19 protein-coding genes are annotated in these 19,624 nt (G+C 66.3%); 14 read left to right on the top strand and 5 right to left on the bottom strand.

The features are described from left to right. Nucleotides 1–121 precede the first annotated feature (121 nt). On the bottom strand, nucleotides 122–1,372 hold the full coding sequence (locus tag EEB18_RS15255; protein WP_187140947.1) for a threonine ammonia-lyase: 1,251 nt from the start codon (nucleotides 1,370–1,372) through the stop codon (nucleotides 122–124). Nucleotides 1,373–1,432: 60 nt separating this feature from the next. On the opposite strand from EEB18_RS15255, the gene EEB18_RS15250 reads away from it, so the two are divergent. The 5 genes from EEB18_RS15250 (at nucleotide 1,433) to EEB18_RS15230 (ending at nucleotide 7,297) form a co-directional block, all read left to right on the top strand. After that, nucleotides 1,433–2,311, top strand: coding sequence for an NAD(P)-dependent oxidoreductase (locus EEB18_RS15250; RefSeq protein ID WP_187140948.1), 879 nt, complete (start codon nucleotides 1,433–1,435; stop codon nucleotides 2,309–2,311). Further along, entirely contained in the window at nucleotides 2,308–3,954 is a 1,647-nt protein-coding gene (locus EEB18_RS15245) for an amidohydrolase (RefSeq protein ID WP_187140949.1), read from the top strand. The genes EEB18_RS15250 and EEB18_RS15245 overlap by 4 nt, the downstream gene beginning before the upstream one ends. Before the next feature lie 4 nt (nucleotides 3,955–3,958). Continuing rightward, entirely contained in the window at nucleotides 3,959–4,777 is an 819-nt protein-coding gene (locus EEB18_RS15240; protein WP_187140950.1) for a class I mannose-6-phosphate isomerase, read from the top strand. After that, nucleotides 4,774–6,030 carry an FAD-dependent oxidoreductase gene (locus tag EEB18_RS15235; RefSeq protein ID WP_187140951.1) on the top strand — a complete coding sequence of 419 codons (1,257 nt, stop codon included), beginning with the start codon at nucleotides 4,774–4,776 and terminating at the stop codon, nucleotides 6,028–6,030. Before EEB18_RS15240 ends, EEB18_RS15235 begins: the two co-directional genes overlap by 4 nt. Nucleotides 6,031–6,148: 118 nt before the next feature. After that, the gene (locus EEB18_RS15230; protein ID WP_187140952.1) at nucleotides 6,149–7,297 is read left to right on the top strand and encodes an alpha-hydroxy acid oxidase; all 1,149 of its coding nucleotides are present in this window, start codon (nucleotides 6,149–6,151) and stop codon (nucleotides 7,295–7,297) included. Nucleotides 7,298–7,391: 94 nt separating this feature from the next. On the opposite strand, the gene creD is transcribed toward EEB18_RS15230, so the two are convergent. Beyond that, entirely contained in the window at nucleotides 7,392–8,795 is a 1,404-nt protein-coding gene (gene creD / locus EEB18_RS15225) for a cell envelope integrity protein CreD (RefSeq protein WP_262407948.1), read from the bottom strand. 215 nt (nucleotides 8,796–9,010) lie between these two features. On the opposite strand from creD, the gene EEB18_RS15220 reads away from it, so the two are divergent. After that, on the top strand, nucleotides 9,011–10,573 hold the full coding sequence (locus tag EEB18_RS15220; protein ID WP_187142099.1) for a toll/interleukin-1 receptor domain-containing protein: 1,563 nt from the start codon (nucleotides 9,011–9,013) through the stop codon (nucleotides 10,571–10,573). A 200-nt stretch (nucleotides 10,574–10,773) separates the two neighbouring features. Here EEB18_RS15220 and EEB18_RS15215 read toward each other — a convergent pair whose 3' ends face one another. Further along, nucleotides 10,774–11,508, bottom strand: coding sequence for a TorF family putative porin (locus tag EEB18_RS15215; RefSeq protein ID WP_056346198.1), 735 nt, complete (start codon nucleotides 11,506–11,508; stop codon nucleotides 10,774–10,776). Nucleotides 11,509–11,738: 230 nt separating this feature from the next. Next, nucleotides 11,739–12,467, bottom strand: coding sequence for a TorF family putative porin (locus tag EEB18_RS15210; protein ID WP_187142100.1), 729 nt, complete (start codon nucleotides 12,465–12,467; stop codon nucleotides 11,739–11,741). Nucleotides 12,468–12,682: 215 nt separating this feature from the next. Between EEB18_RS15210 and ispG the strand changes: the two genes are divergently transcribed. From ispG to EEB18_RS15170, 8 genes are all read left to right on the top strand, one after another. Further along, entirely contained in the window at nucleotides 12,683–13,834 is a 1,152-nt protein-coding gene (gene ispG, locus EEB18_RS15205) for a flavodoxin-dependent (E)-4-hydroxy-3-methylbut-2-enyl-diphosphate synthase (RefSeq protein WP_056346194.1), read from the top strand. Continuing rightward, nucleotides 13,831–14,046, top strand: a complete 216-nt coding sequence (locus EEB18_RS15200; protein WP_262407947.1) for a hypothetical protein — start codon at nucleotides 13,831–13,833, stop codon at nucleotides 14,044–14,046. The genes ispG and EEB18_RS15200 overlap by 4 nt, the downstream gene beginning before the upstream one ends. Beyond that, a complete protein-coding gene (locus tag EEB18_RS15195) occupies nucleotides 14,043–14,489 on the top strand; it encodes a hypothetical protein (RefSeq protein WP_187142101.1) in 447 nt (148 codons plus the stop codon). The genes EEB18_RS15200 and EEB18_RS15195 overlap by 4 nt, the downstream gene beginning before the upstream one ends. Then, complete coding sequence (locus EEB18_RS15190) at nucleotides 14,486–15,235, top strand: polysaccharide deacetylase family protein (protein WP_187142102.1); 750 nt, start codon at nucleotides 14,486–14,488, stop codon at nucleotides 15,233–15,235. Before EEB18_RS15195 ends, EEB18_RS15190 begins: the two co-directional genes overlap by 4 nt. Then, nucleotides 15,232–15,978 carry a hypothetical protein gene (locus EEB18_RS15185; RefSeq protein ID WP_187142103.1) on the top strand — a complete coding sequence of 249 codons (747 nt, stop codon included), beginning with the start codon at nucleotides 15,232–15,234 and terminating at the stop codon, nucleotides 15,976–15,978. Before EEB18_RS15190 ends, EEB18_RS15185 begins: the two co-directional genes overlap by 4 nt. After that, nucleotides 15,975–16,412, top strand: a complete 438-nt coding sequence (locus tag EEB18_RS15180) for a hypothetical protein (protein ID WP_222943106.1) — start codon at nucleotides 15,975–15,977, stop codon at nucleotides 16,410–16,412. The genes EEB18_RS15185 and EEB18_RS15180 overlap by 4 nt, the downstream gene beginning before the upstream one ends. A gap of 313 nt (nucleotides 16,413–16,725) precedes the next feature. After that, nucleotides 16,726–18,018 (top strand): murein L,D-transpeptidase catalytic domain-containing protein, encoded by a 1,293-nt coding sequence (locus EEB18_RS15175; protein WP_187142104.1) that lies wholly within the window; start codon nucleotides 16,726–16,728, stop codon nucleotides 18,016–18,018. A gap of 107 nt (nucleotides 18,019–18,125) precedes the next feature. Continuing rightward, on the top strand, nucleotides 18,126–18,605 hold the full coding sequence (locus tag EEB18_RS15170; protein ID WP_187142105.1) for a GNAT family N-acetyltransferase: 480 nt from the start codon (nucleotides 18,126–18,128) through the stop codon (nucleotides 18,603–18,605). A gap of 96 nt (nucleotides 18,606–18,701) precedes the next feature. Here EEB18_RS15170 and EEB18_RS15165 read toward each other — a convergent pair whose 3' ends face one another. Then, nucleotides 18,702–19,454: a class I SAM-dependent methyltransferase gene (locus EEB18_RS15165; RefSeq protein ID WP_056346180.1), complete on the bottom strand. Its 753-nt coding sequence runs from the start codon at nucleotides 19,452–19,454 to the stop codon at nucleotides 18,702–18,704. Nucleotides 19,455–19,624: the final 170 nt, after the last annotated feature.

Here is a 19,624-nt window from a genome sequence, read left to right as displayed (position 1 = left end):
AGGGGAGGGGTTGGGGTGGGGACTCGCAACCTTGTGCAAGGCCGATGGCCCCCACCCGCTGCGACTAACGAACAAGTTCGTAAGTCTCGCTGCCCTCCCCTGAAGGAGAGGGCGTCGAAGCTTACGCCAGCTCGACCGTCGTCACCATATAGCCCGCATCGCGGAGCGCGGTCACCAGGCTGTCGAGATGCTCGCGGTCGCGTGCTTCGCATTCGATGTCGGTGATCAGGCCCTTCGCCGGCAAGGTGGTAAAGATGCGCTGGTGATAGATTTCGATGATGTTGACCTGCTTCTCGTCGAACAGCTTCATCACCTTGAACAGCGCGCCCGGACGGTCCTGCAAGCGAATGCGCAGCCGCGCGATCCGCCCCGAGCGCGCGAGATCGCGCAGCAGCACATTGGCGAGCAGCCGCGTGTCGATATTGCCGCCGGTCAGCACGAGGCCAACCTTGCGGCCCTTGAACTCCTCGGGATGCGCGAGCATCGCCGCGAGCCCCGCCGCGCCCGCGCCCTCAACCACGGTCTTTTCGATCTGGAGCAGCAAGCTCACCGCGCGCTCCAGATGGCGTTCCGCCACCAGCACGATATCGTCGTTGAGCTGCGCGACGAGCTTGCGCGTGTACGACCCCGGCTCCTTCACCGCGATCCCCTCGGCCAACGTGTCGCCCTCGCACGCCATGTCGACGCCGTTCAGCTCGGCGTACATCGACGGATAAAGCTCGGCCTGCACGCCCACCAGGCGCATGTCGTTCTTGATCCCGCGCGCCGCGGTGCCCATGCCCGCGAGCAGCCCGCCGCCGCCGATCGGCACGATCAGCGTGTCGAGTTCGGGGACATCCTCGAGCATTTCGAGCGCCACCGTCCCTTGCCCCGCCGCGACATGCGGATGGTCGAAGGGATGGACGAAGGTCAGCCCGCGTTCGATTTCCAGTTCGCGCGCATAAGCATAGGCGTCGTCGAACTTCTCGCCATGGAGGACGATCGTCGCGCCGTGGCTCGCGGTCTGCGACACTTTCACCTGCGGCGTCGTGCTCGGCATCACGATCGTCACCGGCACACCGAGGCGCTTGCCATGATAGGCCAGACCCTGGGCATGATTGCCCGCCGACGCCGCGATCACGCCGCGCGCGCGCTGCTCGTCGTCGAGCAGCAGCAGCGCGTTGAGCGCCCCGCGCTCTTTATACGCCGCGGTGAACTGCAGATTTTCGAACTTCAGCCACACCTCGGCGCCGACCATTTCGGACAGCGTCTGCGAATGAAGCGTCGGCGTGCGCACCACCGCGCCGTTAATTCGTCCCGCCGCCGCGCGCACATCGTCCAATGTGATCGCCGGATAATCGGCGGCGGAGGTCAGGGTGAGTTGCTCTGTCATAACGCGGCTGGCCCTAGCCTATCTGGCGCGCCGCGCAAACCGCCGTTATGACCCCACCCCATGAGCGAAGAAACATTGCGCATCAGCTTCATCGGGACCGGCGTCATGGGCGGACCGATGGCGGGCCATCTGGCGAAAGCCGGCCACGCCCTCACCGTCTACAACCGCACCCGCGCCAAGGCCGACGCCTGGGTCGCGCTATATGGCGGCGCCGCGGCGGCGACCCCCGCCGAGGCGGCCGAAGGCGCCGACGTCGTGCTGACCTGCGTCGGCAACGACGACGATCTGGCGCAGGTGACGCTCGGCCGCGACGGCGCCTTCCGCGCGATGCGGCGCGGGGCGCTGTTCATCGACCACACCACCGTCTCCGCCCGCATAGCGCGGCAATTGTCGGTCGAGGCCGAGGAACCCGGTCTGCTCGTCGTCGACGCGCCGGTCTCGGGCGGTGAAGCCGGCGCGCAAAACGGCACGCTGTCGATCATGTGCGGCGGCAGGAAGGCGGCGTTCGAGGCCGCGGCGCCGATCATGCAGGCTTATGCCGCGCGCATGGTCCATATCGGCGGCCCCGGCGCGGGGCAGACGACCAAGATGGTCAACCAGATCGCGATCGCCGGCGCGCTGCAGGGCGTGTCCGAAGCCTTGCGCTTTGCACAAGCCTCGCGGCTCGACACCGACAAGGTGTTCGAGGCGGTGTCGGGCGGCGCCGCGGCGAGCTGGCAGATGCTCAACCGCTGGGGCACGATGGCGAAGGACGAATTCGACTTCGGCTTCGCCGTCGACTGGATGCGCAAGGATCTGGGGCTGGCGCTCGAGGAAGCACGCTCGAACGGCGCGACGATCCCGGTCGCAGCGATCGTCGACCAATTTTACGCCGATGTCCAAAAGGCGGGCAACGGCCGCCGCGATACCAGTTCGCTCGTGACGAGGCTGCCGAAATGAAGCGCCTCCTCCTCGCATCGCTCGCCCTCCTCCTCACCGCCCCCGCCCACGCCGATACGCTGGTCGACAATGTCAACGGCATCACGCTCGACAAGGACGGCAAGCTCGTCCGGTTCACCGGGCTCGTCATCGACAGCCAAGGCAAGGTCAAGCAGCTGCTCGACCGCAAGGACAAGCGCCCCGAACGCCCCGATTTCAAGGAAGACGGCAAGGGCAAAACGCTGATCCCCGGGCTGATCGACGCGCACGGCCATGTCATCGGCATGGGGTTCCAGCTGATGCTGCTCGACCTCAGCGAGACGAAATCGCTCGCCGAGGCGCAGGCGGCGATCCGCAAATATGCCGCCGACAATCCCGAAATGCCGTGGATCATCGGATCGGGGTGGAATCAGGAGAAATGGGGCCTCGGGCGCTTCCCGACCGCCGCCGACCTCGACGCCGCGGTGCCCGACCGCGCGGTCTGGCTTTCGCGTGTCGACGGCCATGCCGGTTGGGCCAACACCGCCGCGATGAACGCGGCGAAGATCACCGCGACCAGCAAATCGCCCGCGGGCGGCCGCATCGAGATGGAGGGCGGCAAGCCCAGCGGGGTCTTCGTCGACGCCGCGATGGCGCTGGTCGACAATGCCAAGCCGAAACCGCTGGCCCGCGACGTCGACCGCGCACTCTATCTCGCGCAGCAGAAATTGCTCGAACAGGGGATCACCGCGATCGCCGACATGGGCACGACGATCGAGGAATGGCAAGCCTATCGCCGTGCCGGCGACAAGAAACAGCTCGCGGTGCGGATCATGAGCTATGGCGGCGACATCGACAATATGACGCTGATCGCCGGCGGCGAACCGACGCCCTGGCTCTATGACGACCGGCTGCGCATGGTCGGGGTGAAGCTCTATCTCGACGGCGCGCTCGGCTCGCGCGGCGCCTGGCTGAAACAACCCTATAGCGACGCGCCGGGGCAGAAGGGCCTGCCGTTGCTCACCCCGGCGCAGCTCCGCAACAAGATGGTGCGCGCCTCGATGGACAAGTTCCAGGTCGCGATCCACGCGATCGGCGATGCCGCCAATGCCGAAGCGCTCGACGCGATCGCCGACCTCAACGCCGATCTGCCCGGCGAGCGGCGCTGGCGCATCGAACATGCGCAGATCATCGACCCGATCGACATTCCGCGCTTCGCGCAATTGAAGGTCATCGCCTCGATGCAGCCGGTCCACCAGACCAGCGACCGGCTGATGGCCGAGGCGCGGCTCGGTCCCGACCGGCTGAAGGGCGCCTATGCCTGGCGCAGCCTGCAGACCGCGGGCGCCCGCCTCGCTTTCGGGTCGGACGTCCCTGTCGAAAGCGCCAACCCCTTCCCCGGCATCGCCGCCGCGATCTCGCGCACCGACGCGAGCGGCCAGCCCTTCGGCGGCTGGCGCCCCGAGGAAGCGGTCAACCGCGAAACCGCGCTCGACGGCTTCACCCGCACTGCCGCTTATGCGGGCTTTGCCGAGGACCGCATCGGCACGCTGATGCCCGGCATGCGCGCCGACTTCCTGATCGTCGACAGCGACCCGATGCTCGCCAGCCCCGACGAGATCCGCCGCATGACGCCGCTCGAAACCTGGATCGGCGGCTATCGTTATTACAAGAAGGGCAACTGACGGCGTGCCAGCGACCCGCCTGATCCCGCGCCGCGTCGCCAAGCCATGGGGCCGCGACGACATCGGCCCGCTGTTCGATGCAGGCGGCGAGCGGATCGGCGAAATCTGGTTCGAACTGCCCGCGGGCTCGCCCGAACCCGCGCTGCTCGTCAAATATCTCTTCACCTCCGAAGCGCTGTCGGTGCAGGTCCACCCCGACGACGCGCAAGCACGCGCCGCCGGCGCGCGGCAGGGCAAGGAGGAGGCGTGGGTGATCCTCGACGCCGAGGATGACGCGGTGATCGGCCTCGGCCTCGAACAGCGTGTGTCACCCGATCGGCTCCGCGCTGCCGCGCTCGACGGCAGCATCGAAGACCTCATCGACTGGAAAGCCATCGCGCCGGGCGATCATTTCCACGTCACCCCCGGCACGATCCACGCGATCGGCGGCGGGCTGACGCTGATCGAGGTGCAGCAATATGCCGACATTACCTACCGCCTCTACGACTATGGCCGCCCGCGCGACCTGCATCTCGACGAAGCGATGGCCTGTGCCGAAGCCGGTCCCTATCTCACCGCGAACCTGCGCACGCCAATCGCGGTCGGCATCGACCGCCTCGTCGACGGCCCGAAGTTCGTGCTGATCGATGCGCATAGCGAGGATTTCGGCGCGCTGCCCCAACTCGGCGCCCATGGCCCTATCTGGTTCATCCCGATCGACGGCGGCGGCACGGTGGGCGCCGGTCGATGGCAGCCCGGCGAATGCTGGTTGCTCGACGACATCGCCGATCTGGCGACACTCGGCGGCGCCGGCCGCGCGCTGATCGCCTGGGCGACGCGATGACGACGCGCCGCGCCCTCCTCACCGGTCTCGCCGCGCTCCCCGTGGCGACCGCCGTCGCGGCGGCCGAGCGCAAGGAGCGCCGTTCGAAAAAGCGAAAGGACGCCAAACCGACCGTCCAGCATGTCGATGTCGCGGTGATCGGTGCCGGGGTGTTCGGCGCCTGGACCGCCTGGCACCTGCTGCGCGCGGGCAAATCGGTGCGTCTGTTCGACGCCTATGGCGCCGCCAATGCGCGCGCCTCGTCGGCTGGCGAAAGCCGCGTCATCCGCATGGGCTATGGCGCCGACACCATCTATTCCGAGATGGCGCGCGAATCCCTGCCCTATTGGAAAGAGCTGTCCGACAGCGCGAGCGCGCCGATCTTCCACAACACCGGCGTGCTCTGGTTCGCGCCGCAGGGCGACGCCTATACCGCGCAGTCGCTCGCCTGGCTCCAGGCGAACCGCATCGGCCACGAACAGGGCGACGTAAGCTGGCTCCAGAATAAATATCGCCAGATCCAGTTCTACCAGGGCGAAACCGGCATCCTCGAAACCGAAACCGGCGCGCTGATCGCCGCACGCGGCGTGCAGGAAGTGATCGCCGACGCACAGATTACGGTCGAGCCCGTGGTCATGCCCGCGCCGCTCTTGTCGAAGAAGATCCAGCGCCACACGCTGCCCGACGGCGGCACCGCCGACCATCTCGTCTATGCCTGCGGACCCTGGCTCGCCGAAATCTTCCCCCAGCATCTGATGGGCAAGATCGTCGCAACGCGGCAGGAGGTCTATCATTTCGGCGCACCGCAGGGCGACACCCGCTTCGCCCCGCCGAACCTGCCGGTGTGGGCCGATTTCAACAACGGCCGTATCGTCTATGGCATCCCCGACCTCGAAGGCGCGGGGTTCAAGATCGCGATCGACGTGCATGGTCCGGTGGTCGACCCCGACACGCAGGAGCGCGCCCTCACCCCCGCGGGCATCGCCGAGGCGCGCGCCTATGTCGCGCGCCGCTTTCCCGGCCTCGCGACCGCGCCGCTGATCGGCGGGCGCGTCTGCCAATATGAGAACAGTTCGAACGGCGACTATCTGATCGACCGCTTCCCCGGCCAGCCGCATGTCTGGCTTGTCGGCGGCGGCTCGGGTCACGGCTTCAAGAACGGCCCCGCGGTGGGCAAGCGCGTCGCCGCGCATATCCTCGACGAAAACCTGCCCGTCGAACCGCGCTTCAGCTTCGCCAGCAAGGGCACCGTCGCGGCGCGGACGGTTTTCTAATTCCTTGTCATTGCGAGGAGCGAAGCGACGCGGCAATCCCCAGTCCCCGGCCTTGCGCGACATTGAGGGCTGGAGATTGCTTCGCTACGCTCGCAATGACAAAAAAAGCGGGGCCCCAATGAAACTCACCGACTGCCACAATATCGACGATTTCCGCGCCCTCGCGAAGCGGCGCCTGCCCTGGCCGGTGTTCGACTATATCGACGGCGCCGCCGACGACGAGGTCACCCGCCGCCGCAACCGCGCCGCCTTCGACGATTGTGACCTCATCCCCCGCGTCCTCGCAGGGGTGGAGAGCGTCGACATGCGCACCACCCTGTTCGGGCGCGAGATGGCGATGCCGCTCTTCCTCTCGCCGACCGCGCTCCAGCGCCTCTTCCACTGGCAGGGCGAGCGGGCGGTGCTGCGCGCCGCGGCGAACGCCGGCACCGTTGCCGGCATCTCGAGCCTCGCGACGATCAGCCTCGCCGAAGCGGGCGCGCTCACCGACGGCCCCAAGCTGTTCCAGCTCTACGTCCACCATGACGAAGGCCTCAACACCGCGATGCTCGACGCGGCGCGCGCCGCGAAGTTCGACGCCGTCGCGCTCACCGTCGACACGATCGTCGGGGGCAACCGCGAACGCTGCCTGCGCTCGGGCTTCACCTCGCCGCCGCGCTTCACGCCGGGCAACATGCTCAGCTATGCGATCAAGCCCGGCTGGGGCCTCAACTATGTGCTGCGCGAGAAATTCAGCCTGCCCAACCTCGCGACGCATGTCTCCGAAGGGTCGAGCGTGCCCAAATCGGTCGCCGAATATTTCACCTCGATGCTCGACCAGAGCCTCGACTGGAAGCGCGCCGAGGCGATCCGCAAACAATGGGACGGCCCCTTCTGTTTGAAGGGCATCGTCGCGGTAGAGGATGCGCGCCGCGCGGTCGACATCGGCGCGAGTGCGATCATGGTGTCGAACCATGGCGGGCGCCAGCTCGACGGCAGCCGCGCACCCTTCGACGCGCTCGCCGAGATCGTCGACGCGGTCGGCGACAGGATCGAGGTGATCTGCGACGGCGGCATCACGCGCGGGACGCATGTGCTGAAGGCGCTGTCGGTCGGCGCGAAGGCCTGCTCGGGCGGGCGGCTTTATCTCTACGCGCTGGCGGCGGCGGGTGAGGACGGCGTGAGCCGCGCGATCGCCCTGCTCCGCGCCGAGATGGAGCGCGGGATGAAGCTAATGGGGGCGAAGAGCCTCGCGGACCTGTCACGCGACAACCTGCGCTGGCGGTAACCCGGCTCGTCATTGCGAGGAGCGAAGCGACGCGGCAATCCAGAGCTCGCGTAAACCGCCCTGGATTGCTTCGCTTCGCTCGCAATGACGAGGTTTAGGCCGCCACCTCGCTCTTCTTCCCGACCCCGCCCCAGTCGATATTCCGCGTCATGTACATCACGCCCGCGAGCGCGAAGAACATCAGCACCGACCCGATCAGCAGCGAATAGGCCTCGAGGTTGAGCAGCACATAGAGCAGCGCATAAAGCCCGAGCAGCATCGCCGCGAGGAACCGCGCGCGTTTCCAGCTCTTGAGCACCGCCGCACTATACGCCGCGAGCAAGCCGATGATCGCGCCCGCCGCGAGCAGATAGGCGAACAGGAAACCGATCACCTCGGCGAAGGCGAGCAGCAGCACGAAGAACAGCACGAGCGCCACACCGGTCAGCAGATATTCGGCCGCCGCGACGCGCGCACCGGCGATGACATCGAACATCAGGAAGGCGACGAAGGTGAAGCCGATGAACAGGAAACCATATTTGATGCTGCGATCGACCTGGCTGTAGAGGTCGACCGGCTCGATCAGGCTGATCGCGATCGCCTTGGCGGTACCGCCCGACGCCTCGCTCGCGCCGTCGGCGGCCGCCGCGACGGCTTCGACCGCGGCGGTTTCGACATATTGGTCGCGCCCGCCGCCATAACTCACCTCCGGCGCCGACAGGTCGCCGGTCAGCACCTGCGCCTGTCCGAGCGCGAGGTTCGGGATCGCATAGGTCGCGGTGAAGCCGTTCCCCGTCACGCTGCGCGTCGCGGGCAGGAAATCGCCGCCGAAGCTGGGGTTCGGCCAGCTCGACTTAACCGTCCAGCGCGTATCGACCCCGCGCGGGACCAGCCGGAAATCACCCAAGCCCCGCACCCCGATCTTGTAATCGACCTTCATCGGCGCGCCGCCGGTCCAGTCGACGAAGGCGAAGGTTCCCGAATTGCCGGTCGAGAGCAGCCCCTTGCCGGGCTGCAGCGGCACCGCGGTGCCGTTCACCGCCAGGCTGTTGCCGTCGACGAGGCCGCGCGCGTCGCTGACGCCGAGCCGCAGTTCGGCGCGGTCGAGCAACAGCGCCTCGCGCGCCACGCCATAGCGCGCGATGTCGGCGGGCAGCACGAAATCGGCGCTCCCCGAAATCTGGCTTTCATAGACGACGGTCTCGTAAATCGCCTTCTTGCGCGTCTCGGGCTTGATGACGACGTCGGCCTTGTTCGCCTGCGGCGAGAGATAGAGGTTTCGAAGAACGGTCACCGACCGCGTCACATCGCGGCCATTTTCGGTCACCGTCTGTGTCTCGGTCGCCCGATAGGGGATGACGATCACCGGCCCGGCGATCGTCTGTTGCCCGCCCCAGCCCTGCCCGATCGACGCCTGCGCGGTCTGCGCCTGTTCCTGCCGGTCCCACAGCAGCCCATAGACCATCAGCAGCGGCACCATCAGCGCAACCGCGATGAGCACCGCGATCACCAGCTTCACGCCCGGCGAGCGTTCGCCCTTTTCGCGGGGCGGATTGGGGGATGACGGGACGGGGGAACGGACGCGGCTTGGGGCATGGGGGACTCCTCTCGCTCAACTCGTCGCTGGAAATAAACGGTTCATCGACAGCGTCAAGCGACTTGCGATGTGTCGCGGGAATGCTATCGCTGCATCGGGGTATCGCGACGCACGGGGGACAGAAGGTTGCGACGACCATGACTGCGCAAGAGGGGGACGCGTCGAACGAGCGCCCCTACGACATCTTCGTCAGCTACAGCCGCGCCGATGCGGACAAGGCGATGCAACTGCGCGACCTGCTGCTCGCGCGCGGCCATCATGTGTTTTTCGATGCCGAGGGGATCGACGCCGGCGCCGAATTTCCCGACGTCATCGACCGCGCGGTCAAGGGCGCCGGGGTCGTGCTCGGTTGCTGGACCCCCGCCGCGATCCAGCGCCGCTGGGTGCGCATCGAAAGCCGCATCGGGCTCGACCGCGGTTCGCTCGTCGCGATCGCGCTCGACAAGATCGATCCCGAGGCGCTGCCCGCCGAATTCTATAACGTCAACGTCCTCGACATGTCGGGCTTCGACGGCAGCGAGGCGCATCCGGCGTGGCAGCGCGTGCTCGTGGCGATCGACCGGCGGCTGAAGAAGACCGGCGCCGCGCCGCCAACCGACGACATTCGCCCCGCAGGCCCGCAGAAGCGCCGCTTCTCCCCGCTCGCACTCGGCGGCGCAGCCGCGCTCGCGATCGCCACGGTCGCGGGCGGCGGCTGGTATTTTGCCGGCAGCGGCCCGTCCTTCGACCAGGCCGCCACCGCCGCGAGCTTCGACAAGACGGTCAAGACCACCGAACCCGTCATGGCCAACGCCCTTGTCAGCGCGCTGAACGACGTCGAGACCACCAACAACGGCAAGGTCTTCTGGGCGCTCGCCCAGCTCATCGCGGTCGAAAAATCGCCGAGCGCCGAGGAACTCGCGCGCTTCGAGGCGGCGGTGACCAAATTCCTCGGCGGCTCCTGCCATTGCGTGATGGTCGAGGGCGCGCCCTTCACCATCGTCTCGACCTGGACGCTGACCGCTTATGGCGTGATGGACCGCGCGCCCCCTGCACCGGTGGTCGACGCGCTGCTCGCCGCGCAAAATCGCGAAGGCTGGTGGTCGAGCACGATGGACGCCGCCGACCGCCCCGACAATGCCGCCACTTATATCACCGCGCTGTCGGTCATCGCGCTGCGCGACATCGACCCGGTGCTGAAGGCCGATCCGGCGTTGCAGGCGAAGGTCAGGGCGGCGCGCGCCCGCGCGGTCGAATGGCTCAAGAAACGCCGCCCGCGCGCCGGGGTCAACTGGTCCGACTATCCCGACAACAGCCTGCGCACCGAGGCGCCGTCGGTGTCGGCGATGGCGACGCTCGCGCTGTTGCCCGAGGTTGGCGCGGCCGAGGCGAAGGAGATCGCCGAAACCTATGTCGCGGGGATCGACAAGCTGTCGCCGGTCGACCAGAATATCTCGAACGACGTCAACGTCATCCGCGCCGGCGGCGACACCTATGTCGACACCTATCGCCACGTGCCGTTCGGCTGGGAAGTCTATGCGCTGGGGAAAAGCTATCCGCTGTTAAGCGGCGAGGCCGCGACCAAGGCGGCCGGTCTGCTCGATCAGGCGAAGGCGGTCAGCCTCTCCGACCCCAAGCTCGCACGCCAGGACTGGATGCTCGCCGAACAATTCCTCGGCCTGCGCGGCGCGCGCGACGCGCTGGCGGCGAAGAAGCCTTAGCCTGGAAGCACCGACCGGTCCGGGGTGGCTTCCCCAGACCGCCCCCTCTTCCGTTCGTGTCGAGCGAAGTTTATATGGCGGCTTGCCCATTTCCGCCCATTGTCACTCCTAAACAGAAAAAGGCCGGCGAACGCCGGCCCTTTCCGTCGAGAGAGAAAAGGGAGGCGGCCTCCCCCCAGAGGCCGCCTCCGGGCCCGGCGTCAGAAAGAGGCGCCGAGCGAGAAGAGGACCGCACCGTCGGCACCCACGGCTTCCTTGTAGCCAAGGGTCTTGGGGGCGTCGGTGTTGACGTAGGAAATGCCGAGCGTCAGCATCTTCCAGGTGAAGTCGACCCCGACCGAATAGTCGAACACTTCGCCGTCGAGCCCGCCGAGGAAGCTGTCGCTCTTGGCATAGCCGAGATGGCCCTTCAGCTTGATCGGGGTATCGGGGATCGCGACGCCGACATCGCTGTACAGATAGATGCCGCTGGCGTCGCCGAGCGAATCCTGGCCGCCGGGCGCCCAGGCGACGCCGCCCTTGATCGACGCCGGGCCGACGGTGCCGGTCAGCGACGCATAGGGTTCGATCACGGTGGTGTTGCCGACGCCGGGATAGAGATAGAGCGTCGCGCCGATGTCGCCGACGAGGCCCGAGGTCAGTTCGGTCGAATAGCCGCCATAGACGTCGATTTCGGTGCCGTTGTTAAAGCCGATGCTCGAACCCCAGGTGCCGACATAGAGGCCGCTTTCATGCGTGATCGTGAAAGTGCCCTGGATCGCCGCTTCTTCGTTCGACTGGCTGAAACCGCGGAAACGATAGTCGCTGACCACCGTTGCACCACCGGTGATGGTGATGCCGTCGGTGTCTTCTTCTGCGTCCTGGGCGTAGGCGGCCTGCGGAACGGCAACGGCGGCGAGAAGCATGCCGAGGCATGCGCGGGAGAGTTTCTTCATGGACAGATCCCCAAATGGAAAAACGGATCGTCCCTGCCTGCTGCGTGACAGCCAGCCTCTGTATCGGGCCGGTCCGGTCATGCGTGCGTCTCTTTTGGGCAAGTTGCTGCGCCGCACAATCGAAAAAGTTACGGCCCCTGTCTTAAAAAGGGCCGATGTGACAATTATGCAACAATTACCTTGCGTCAGACCGGTTTCACCCGAAACAATATTACGTCGGCCAGAAGGAGCTAGAAGGAAAAACCGAGCGAGGCGACGACCGTCGCGTCATAGCGCCGGTCGATCGCCTTCACCCCGGTCTTGCGCACATCGGTGTCGACATATTTCAGCCCGAGGGTGAAGCGGTCGAAGGTTGCGCTCGCGCCGAGCGACCAGTCGCGATAATCGCCCCCCGGTGCCAGCGCACCGTCGCTATGACCGACGCTGGCCTTCAGCGTCACCGGCGTGTTCGGAATGCCCGACGACAGGCCGAGCCTCAGATAGAGATTGTCCGCATCGCCGAGCGCCGCCTGGTCCCAGGCATAAGCCACCATCCCCGTCGCCTCGACCGGCCCCAGCATATAGGACAGGCGCGCACTCGCTTCGCCGAAATCGCTCGGTCCAAAAGCCTTGTCGCCGTAGGGATACCAATAATAGGTGGCCCCCAGGTCGAGCCGCGTGCCCGACGCGATCTGGGCCTCATAGCCGCCATAAAGCTGCGCCTCGACATCGCCCCGCGCCGGCCCGGCGTCGATATTCGACCCCCAGGCGCCAAGGTAGAAGCCGCTGTCGTGGGTGACCGTGATCGTCGGCTGCACCGCGACGTCCTTGTCCGACAGCGAGAGGCCGCGGAAGCGATAGTCCGACACCAGATCGACCCCGCCCGACACCGACAGCGCGCTCGACGGCGGGTCGGTGATCTCCTGCCCGGCGGCGGGAACGGCGAACAGGAGCGCCGGGACGGCAAGCAGGCGAAGCATGGAAAATCCTTGGGGTGTTTGGGGGGAGCGCGACCTTGGCGGCGTGCGATGGCCGACGCAACCTAATCCGTCGCCCCCGCGCAGGCGGGGCCGCAATCGGCCTTGCGCTACTCCTCCAGCGGCCCCCGCCTGCGCGGGGGCGACGATGAATAGAAAGCTTCATCCCGCCACAATCCTGCTCTAAAGACCTCCCACCCCCTCCCGAGGACCGAAGAATGAGCGATCACAACCCCGGCCTGCGCCCCTGGCGCGACATCGCGCGGCGCACCAGCCGCCAGATCATGGTCGGCACCGTCCCCGTCGGCGGCGGCGCGCCGATCACGGTGCAGACGATGACCAACACGCTGACCAGCGATGCGGTCGCGACGATCGACCAGATCCGCCGCTGCGAAGAGGCCGGCGCCGACCTGATCCGCGTCTCCTGCCCCGACACCGATTCGACCGCCGCGCTCGGCAAGATCGTCCGCGCCGCACGCGTACCGATCATCGCCGACATTCATTTCCACTATAAGCGCGCCTTGGAAGCCGCCGACGCCGGCGCCGCGTGCCTGCGCATCAACCCCGGCAACATCGGCAGCAGTGAACGCGTCGGCGAGGTCGTCCGCGCCGCCAAGGCCAATGGCTGCGCGATCCGCATCGGGGTCAACGCGGGCAGCCTCGAAAAGGATCTGCTCGAAAAATATGGCGAGCCCTGCCCCGAGGCGCTGACCGAAAGCGCGCTCGACCATATCAAGCTGCTCCAGGACCATGATTTTCACGAATACAAGGTCGCGGTGAAGGCGAGCGACGTCTTCCTCGCCGTCGCCGCCTACATGCAGCTCGCCGATGCGGTCGACTGCCCGCTGCACCTCGGCATCACCGAGGCGGGCGGCCTCATCGGCGGCACCGTCAAGTCGGCGCTCGGCATCGGCAATCTGCTCTGGGCCGGCATCGGCGACACGATCCGCGTCAGCCTCTCGGCCGAACCCGAGGAGGAAGTGCGCGTCGGATACGAGATTCTGAAATCGCTGGGCCTGCGCACCCGCGGCGTCCGCGTGGTGTCGTGCCCCAGCTGCGCGCGGCAGGGCTTCGACGTCATCCGCACCGTCCAGGCGCTCGAAGAGGCGCTCGGCCACATCAAGACCCCGATGTCACTCTCGGTCCTCGGCTGCGTCGTCAACGGCCCCGGCGAGGCGCGCGAGACCGATATCGGCATCACCGGCGGCGGCAACGGCAAGCATATGGTCTATCTCTCGGGCGTCACCGACCATCATGTCCAGGACGCCGACATGATCGCGCATGTCGTGAAGCTCGTCGAAGCCAAGGCCGCCGAGATCGACGCGGGCAGCGCGGTGAGCATGGACACCCTCCACGGCAAGGCCGCGTGAAGGCGAAGACCGACATCGTCATCGAACCTCCGGTCGCGCGAAAAGCCGCCGCCACCGGCGCGACGGCGACCGGCGCCGCAGCGCTCGGCGCGGGCCATGTCGCCGCGCTCGCCATCGGTCGCCTCCGCATCGGCAAGGCGCGCATCCGCAAGCTGCGCATCGACGAGCTCGAGGTCGGCAGGGTCGTCCGGCTCGGCGAGGACAAGCCTTGATCCTGCGCGGCGCCGTTCCGCTGATGCTCGCTGTCACGCTGGCGGGATGCGGCAGCGGTGAAACGGAAAAGGCAGCGATCCCGACCTATATCGACCCGGCGCTGGTTCCCCGGATTCAACAAGCCGTCACGACAGCCTGCCTCTGCGCGCGCTCGAAGGGCCCGAGCAGCGAAGCATCCTGCTGGGCGGAGGTCAACGAGACGATCGCCAAATACCGGCACGACGGCGGCGCCGATTCGGCCTGCGCCGCGGGATCTTCGTCGATCCTGACCTTCGACCGCAAGGGACAGCCGGCACCCGACGATACGACGGTGGTGCATACAACCGCGGGTCCGTCGATGACGATCACGACCACATTCCCTTACGGCGCCTGTTCATGGGACGAAGTCCCGGCCAAAAAAGCCGAATATGAGCGCCAAACTGGCAATCCGGGCTGCGGATGACGGCGCGCGCTAGGCCGCAACGCGGTCCTGTACGAAGACCGTTCCGGATCGCCCTCCTCGCGCTCCTGCTCCTCCTCGTCATCACGATCGCGCTCTGGCGCATCACCAAGCTGCCCTGCTGGCAGATGGTCGGCGAGGTCACCTGCCGCATCGAGACCGGCGAGAAGATCGTCGCCCTGTCCTTCGACGACGGCCCGACGCCCGAGGGGGTCGATGCGGTCATCGACGAACTGGCGAAGCGCCGGGTCCATGCGACCTTCTTCCTCATCGGCAGCAAGATGGCGCGCTACCCCGAACTGGCGAAGCGCCTGCTCGCCGCGGGGCACGAACTCGGCAACCACAGCTGGTCGCACAAGCGGATGATCGGGCGGTCGCAGGCGTTTTACCGCGAAGAGATCGCGCGCACCGACGCGCTGCTGCGCGCTGCCGGAGTGGCGCATCCGACCTTGTTCCGCCCACCCTTCGGCCGCCGCCTCGCCGGCCTGCCGCTCGCGGTCGAGCAGGAAGGGTATCGCAGCATCACCTGGGACGTCGCCGACGACGCGGTGCACAACATCACGCCCGAAACCTATGCCCGCGACATCGTGTCGCGCGCACGGCCGGGGTCGATCATCCTGATCCATCCGATGTACCGCGGCAACAGGGTCGAACGTGCCGCGGTGCCGCTGGTCCTCGACGGACTCGCTGCCAAAGGCTATCGCATCGTCACGGTCGGCGAATTGCTGAAGGGGGAACAGCCCGAATGACCACCGCATCCAAGGCCATGACGATCCTTCGCACGATCCTCTCCGCCGTCGCCCAATATCTCACGCTCAGCGCCAGCCTGTTCTGGGTCGGCCCGATCGTCGTCGCACTCGTCGTCGTTCCCGAATTCGCGCAGCATGTCGCCGAAATCCACCTCGGCATGTTCGACAGCGTCGCCGCCGCGAAGCTCGCCGGCAACGATCCGCTGCGCTGGGCCTTCGGCTATGCGAAGATCGCCGGACTCGTCCTGACCTTCATCGCCTCGGCGCGCTTCTGGTGGTGCCGCGCGCACGGCGGGCGCTGGTACGATATTCGCCGGCTCGCATGGGTACGGTTGGTGATCGGTTTTGTGCTGTTCATGGCGATCGGATCGATCGGCGAGCTTTTTGCGCTGATCGCCGACCGGAAAGCGCCGGTCGCGGTCTCGATCGTCTTCAGTCTGCTCTCGCTGCCCTTCCTGTTCGTGATGCTCGCGGGGCTGTTCGGCGACCGTATCACCCCGATGAAGGCGCTGATCGCCAAAAGCTGGCCGTGGCTCCTGTTGCTCGCCTTGCTCCTGCCGCTCGTCTTCGCGCCGCTATCGTGGCTGCACGGGATGAACCACAAATGGGCGCTTGGCGCGCCCGATGCCATGGTTTGGGCGCTGATGATCTTCGACTCGCTCGTCGTCGGGCTGATGGCGTCGTCGGTCGGCGCGGCGCTGTTCGTCGCCTATGATCGGTTTCACCGGGGGAATGCCTCATGACAAATTCAAAGCTCGACGCGCTAGACCGTCTCGCCCAGCTGCTCCTGCTGGTCGCGGCGCTCACCACCCTCGCCAACGGCCTCTTCATGTTGGCGAGGCCGCTCGACTGGTATGTGTTCGTGCCCACCGTCGTCACCACCGGCCCGCCGAACCAGCATTTCATCCGCGACATCGGCCTCGCCTATATCGGCTCGGGCCTGATCCTGCTCTACGCGACCGCCAACCCGATCCGCCGCTGGCGCGCCGCGATCGTTGGCGGGCTGTGGCTCGCGCTCCACGGCGCGCTCCACATCTATGAGGTCGCCACCGGCATCTGCGGCCCCGCGACCTTCTGGGCCGACGCCCCGGCCGTGATCGGCCAGCCCGCACTCGTCATCGCCGCGCTCGCGATCCTTGGCGCACGCGGGCGCATCGGGCGCGGCAGCCAAGGCTGAGCGAGGCGGCCAAGCCCCACCACCGGAAGGTCCGTTACCGACCGGATATTTCTTGCAACGCAAGCCATCCGGATTAATATTCGGAAGTATTCATAATCATAATGTGGGTCGAATCGAATATTTCCGGCACCGATTGCCGGAAGTGGAAGAGTGGTGCGGCCCGCGCAGACGCAAGTCGGCATGAAATGCCTGACCGATTGCGCGCCACCCGCCTTCCATTTCCTGCATTTCGTGCGCGCCGTTCGCAAGGAACAACATTGGCGGAAAAATGAGAAAGCATAAGGAATTGCAACTTTAACCCGGGAGAAAGCTGATGAAACTGACGGCTGGCCAACGCTTGATCTGTGATCGCGTCATCAATGTTTTCGAAACCGGGACAGTCGGCGGCAAATATGGCGCGATCAGCATCTTCAAGGATGGCCCGGGCGATATCCGGCAGATCACCTATGGGCGGTCGCAGACGACCGAATATGGCAATCTGAAACGCCTCGTCGAAATGTATGTCGCGGCGGATGGCTCGCTGGCGGCGGAGTTTTCGCCCTATCTGCCCAAGATCGGTACTGTCGCGCTGGTCGATGACGAACGGTTCAAATCGCTCCTGCGCAAAGCCGGCAACGAAGACCCCGTCATGCGGCAGACGCAGGATCGTTTCTTCGACGAAATCTATTTCCAGCCTGCGCAAAAATGGGCCGATGCGAATGGCTTCACGCTGCCGTTATCGATGCTCGTCATCTACGACAGCTTCATTCATAGCGGACGTATTCGCAAGGAACTGCGCGATCGCTTTCCCGAGGCGACCCCCGCTGCAGGCGGACGCGAGAAGGTCTGGATCGAACAATATGTCAACATCCGCGACGAATGGCTGCAGACGCACCGAAATCCGGAGGTCCGACCATCGGCCTATCGCACGCGAGATTTTCAGCGCGAGGTCAGGCGGGGCAATTGGAAGCTCGACCAGATTCCGTTCATGGCCAATGGCACGCCCGTCAATGACGATGGCGCCGCGCCCCCGGCAACCCTCGTCGCGGCCGTGGCACCCGCCCCAATCGCAGCCCTGCCGAGCCGCACCGACATGTTGCGGCAGCTTGCCGGAAGCGTCGGTGCCATCGCCCCGGTCGAAAGGCTGATCGCCTATCGCGACAAATATCGGCCGACCAGCAATCCCCGCTATTGGGCAGTCGTCAATTTCGACCTCCATTCGGCCAAACCGCGCCTGTTTTTGTTCGACTGCGTCGGCGGCACGGTGTCGAAACATCTCTGTGCCCATGGACGCGGCTCGGAGGGGCCGGAGGACGACGGTTATGCCGAAGTCTTCTCGAACGCCGACGGATCGAATTGCACCTCGCTGGGTATTTACCATTGCGACCTCACCTATGTCGGCGCGCACGGCAAATCGCTCTACCTTGATGGGCTTGAGGCCACGAACACCAATGCCCGCCGCCGCCACATCGTCATGCACGGCGCCGACTATGTATCACCAAGCGTCATCGCGCAGACCGGCCGCATCGGCCGCAGCCTCGGTTGCCCGGCTATCGAAATGGGCGATGTGGCCAAGGTGATCCCCGCGCTGATGGGTGGCTCGCTGCTCATTCACTGGAAATCCTGAGCGGCGCACGGACCGCGCTCGGGCGGCGGAAATTTGCGTCTGGACGGTGAATTACGGGCCGGGCAAAGAGGCGGCGCGCGCCGTAGGCGACCATTCAGGAGACCGCTTTGACCCTCGCCATCCGCCCCGCCACGCCCGCCGACCTACCGCTGATCGCGCAGTTCATCCGCGACCTCGCCGATTATGAAAAACTCGCGCATGAGGTGCGCTTCGACGAGGCAGTGCTCGGCGACCGGCTGTTCGGCGCACGACCCTATGCCGAGGTGGTGATCGGCGAGATCGACGGGGCGCCGCAGGGCTTCGCGCTCTTCTTCCACAATTTCTCGACCTTCGAAGGCAAGCCGGGGATCTATCTCGAGGATCTGTTCGTCCGCCCCGCCGCGCGCGGATCGGGGCTCGGCAAGGCGCTGCTCGCGCATCTCGCGAAGCTCTGCGTGGAGCGCGACTGCGCGCGCCTCGAATGGTCGGTGCTCGACTGGAACGCCCCGGCGATCGGTTTCTACCAGAGCCTCGATGCGAAGCTGATGGACGAATGGACCGTGATGCGCGTCGACGGCGACGCGCTGACCAGGCTGGCACGCAGCTAACTCCCCTCCCTGCAAGGGAGGGGTTGGGGGTGGGTCGCGAGCAAAGCGAGCGTCCGCGCTGTCCGCCCTACCCACCCCTTGCAGGGAGGGGAAATCTCACCCCGGCTTCTTGAACCGCAGCACGAACTGGTCAGTCCTGCCCTTGATCGCATCGTCGAACACCGGCAGCGTGCGTGTATCAGCCTTGTTGATCAGCATCGGGCTTTCACCCTCAAGCACGAAGCCCGCCGCGAGCACCTCGGCCTTCACCGCCTCGGCGTCGATGCGGTGCAGCGTGTCGACGTCGCGCAGCCCCGATCCCGCCGCCGCGCTATGGTCGAGCACGACATAATAGCCGCCGGGCTTGAGCGCCGCGAACGCCGCCTTGTTGATCCGCGCGGCGCCATCGGCGGGGACCTTCGGCCCTTTCAGGTCGTGATAGTTGCGCGACGTCCAGACGACGTCGGCGACACCCGCCGGGGCAATGTCGTCGAGCTTGCCGGTGAACACCTCGATATTGCCGCGCCCCGGTTCGGCGGCGATCGCCTGCGCCTTCGCCGGGTCGCGCAGCTCGGTCGCATAGACCTTGCCCTTCGGCCCCACCGCGTTCGAAAAGATGCGGGTGAAATAGCCCTCGCCGGGCAGGATTTCGACGACGGTGTCGCCGCGCTTGATCCGCGCGAACTTGACCATCATCCCGGGCTTGCGATTCACATCCTGCGCCTTGTCGGCGGCGGGGCGGCCGGGCTCGACCGCCGCGACCTGCGCGTGCGCGGGTTCGACCGGCAGCGCGACCGCTACCCCGGCGACGGCGAGCCCGAAGGCGGCGAAAAAATAGCTGGTGCTGCGAAGCAGTGCCGGACGCGACATGATATTCCTCCCTTTGTGGCGACAGATGACAGCAGCTAGACGCCAGCAACCTGATGATCGGATGCACGCGCGGTATAGAGAATTTTCGCAGCGCCTAGGCGTGTTGTTAGACCAACACACTTGCCACGCCGACGAACGGACGAACGGCGCGGCGGGCCGCACCAACGACG

Source organism: Sphingopyxis sp. OPL5, from assembly GCF_003797775.2.
Classification (GTDB): domain Bacteria; phylum Pseudomonadota; class Alphaproteobacteria; order Sphingomonadales; family Sphingomonadaceae; genus Sphingopyxis.
Note: the sequence above shows the minus strand (reverse complement) of the source record. Positions and strands in the feature narration are given on the sequence as shown.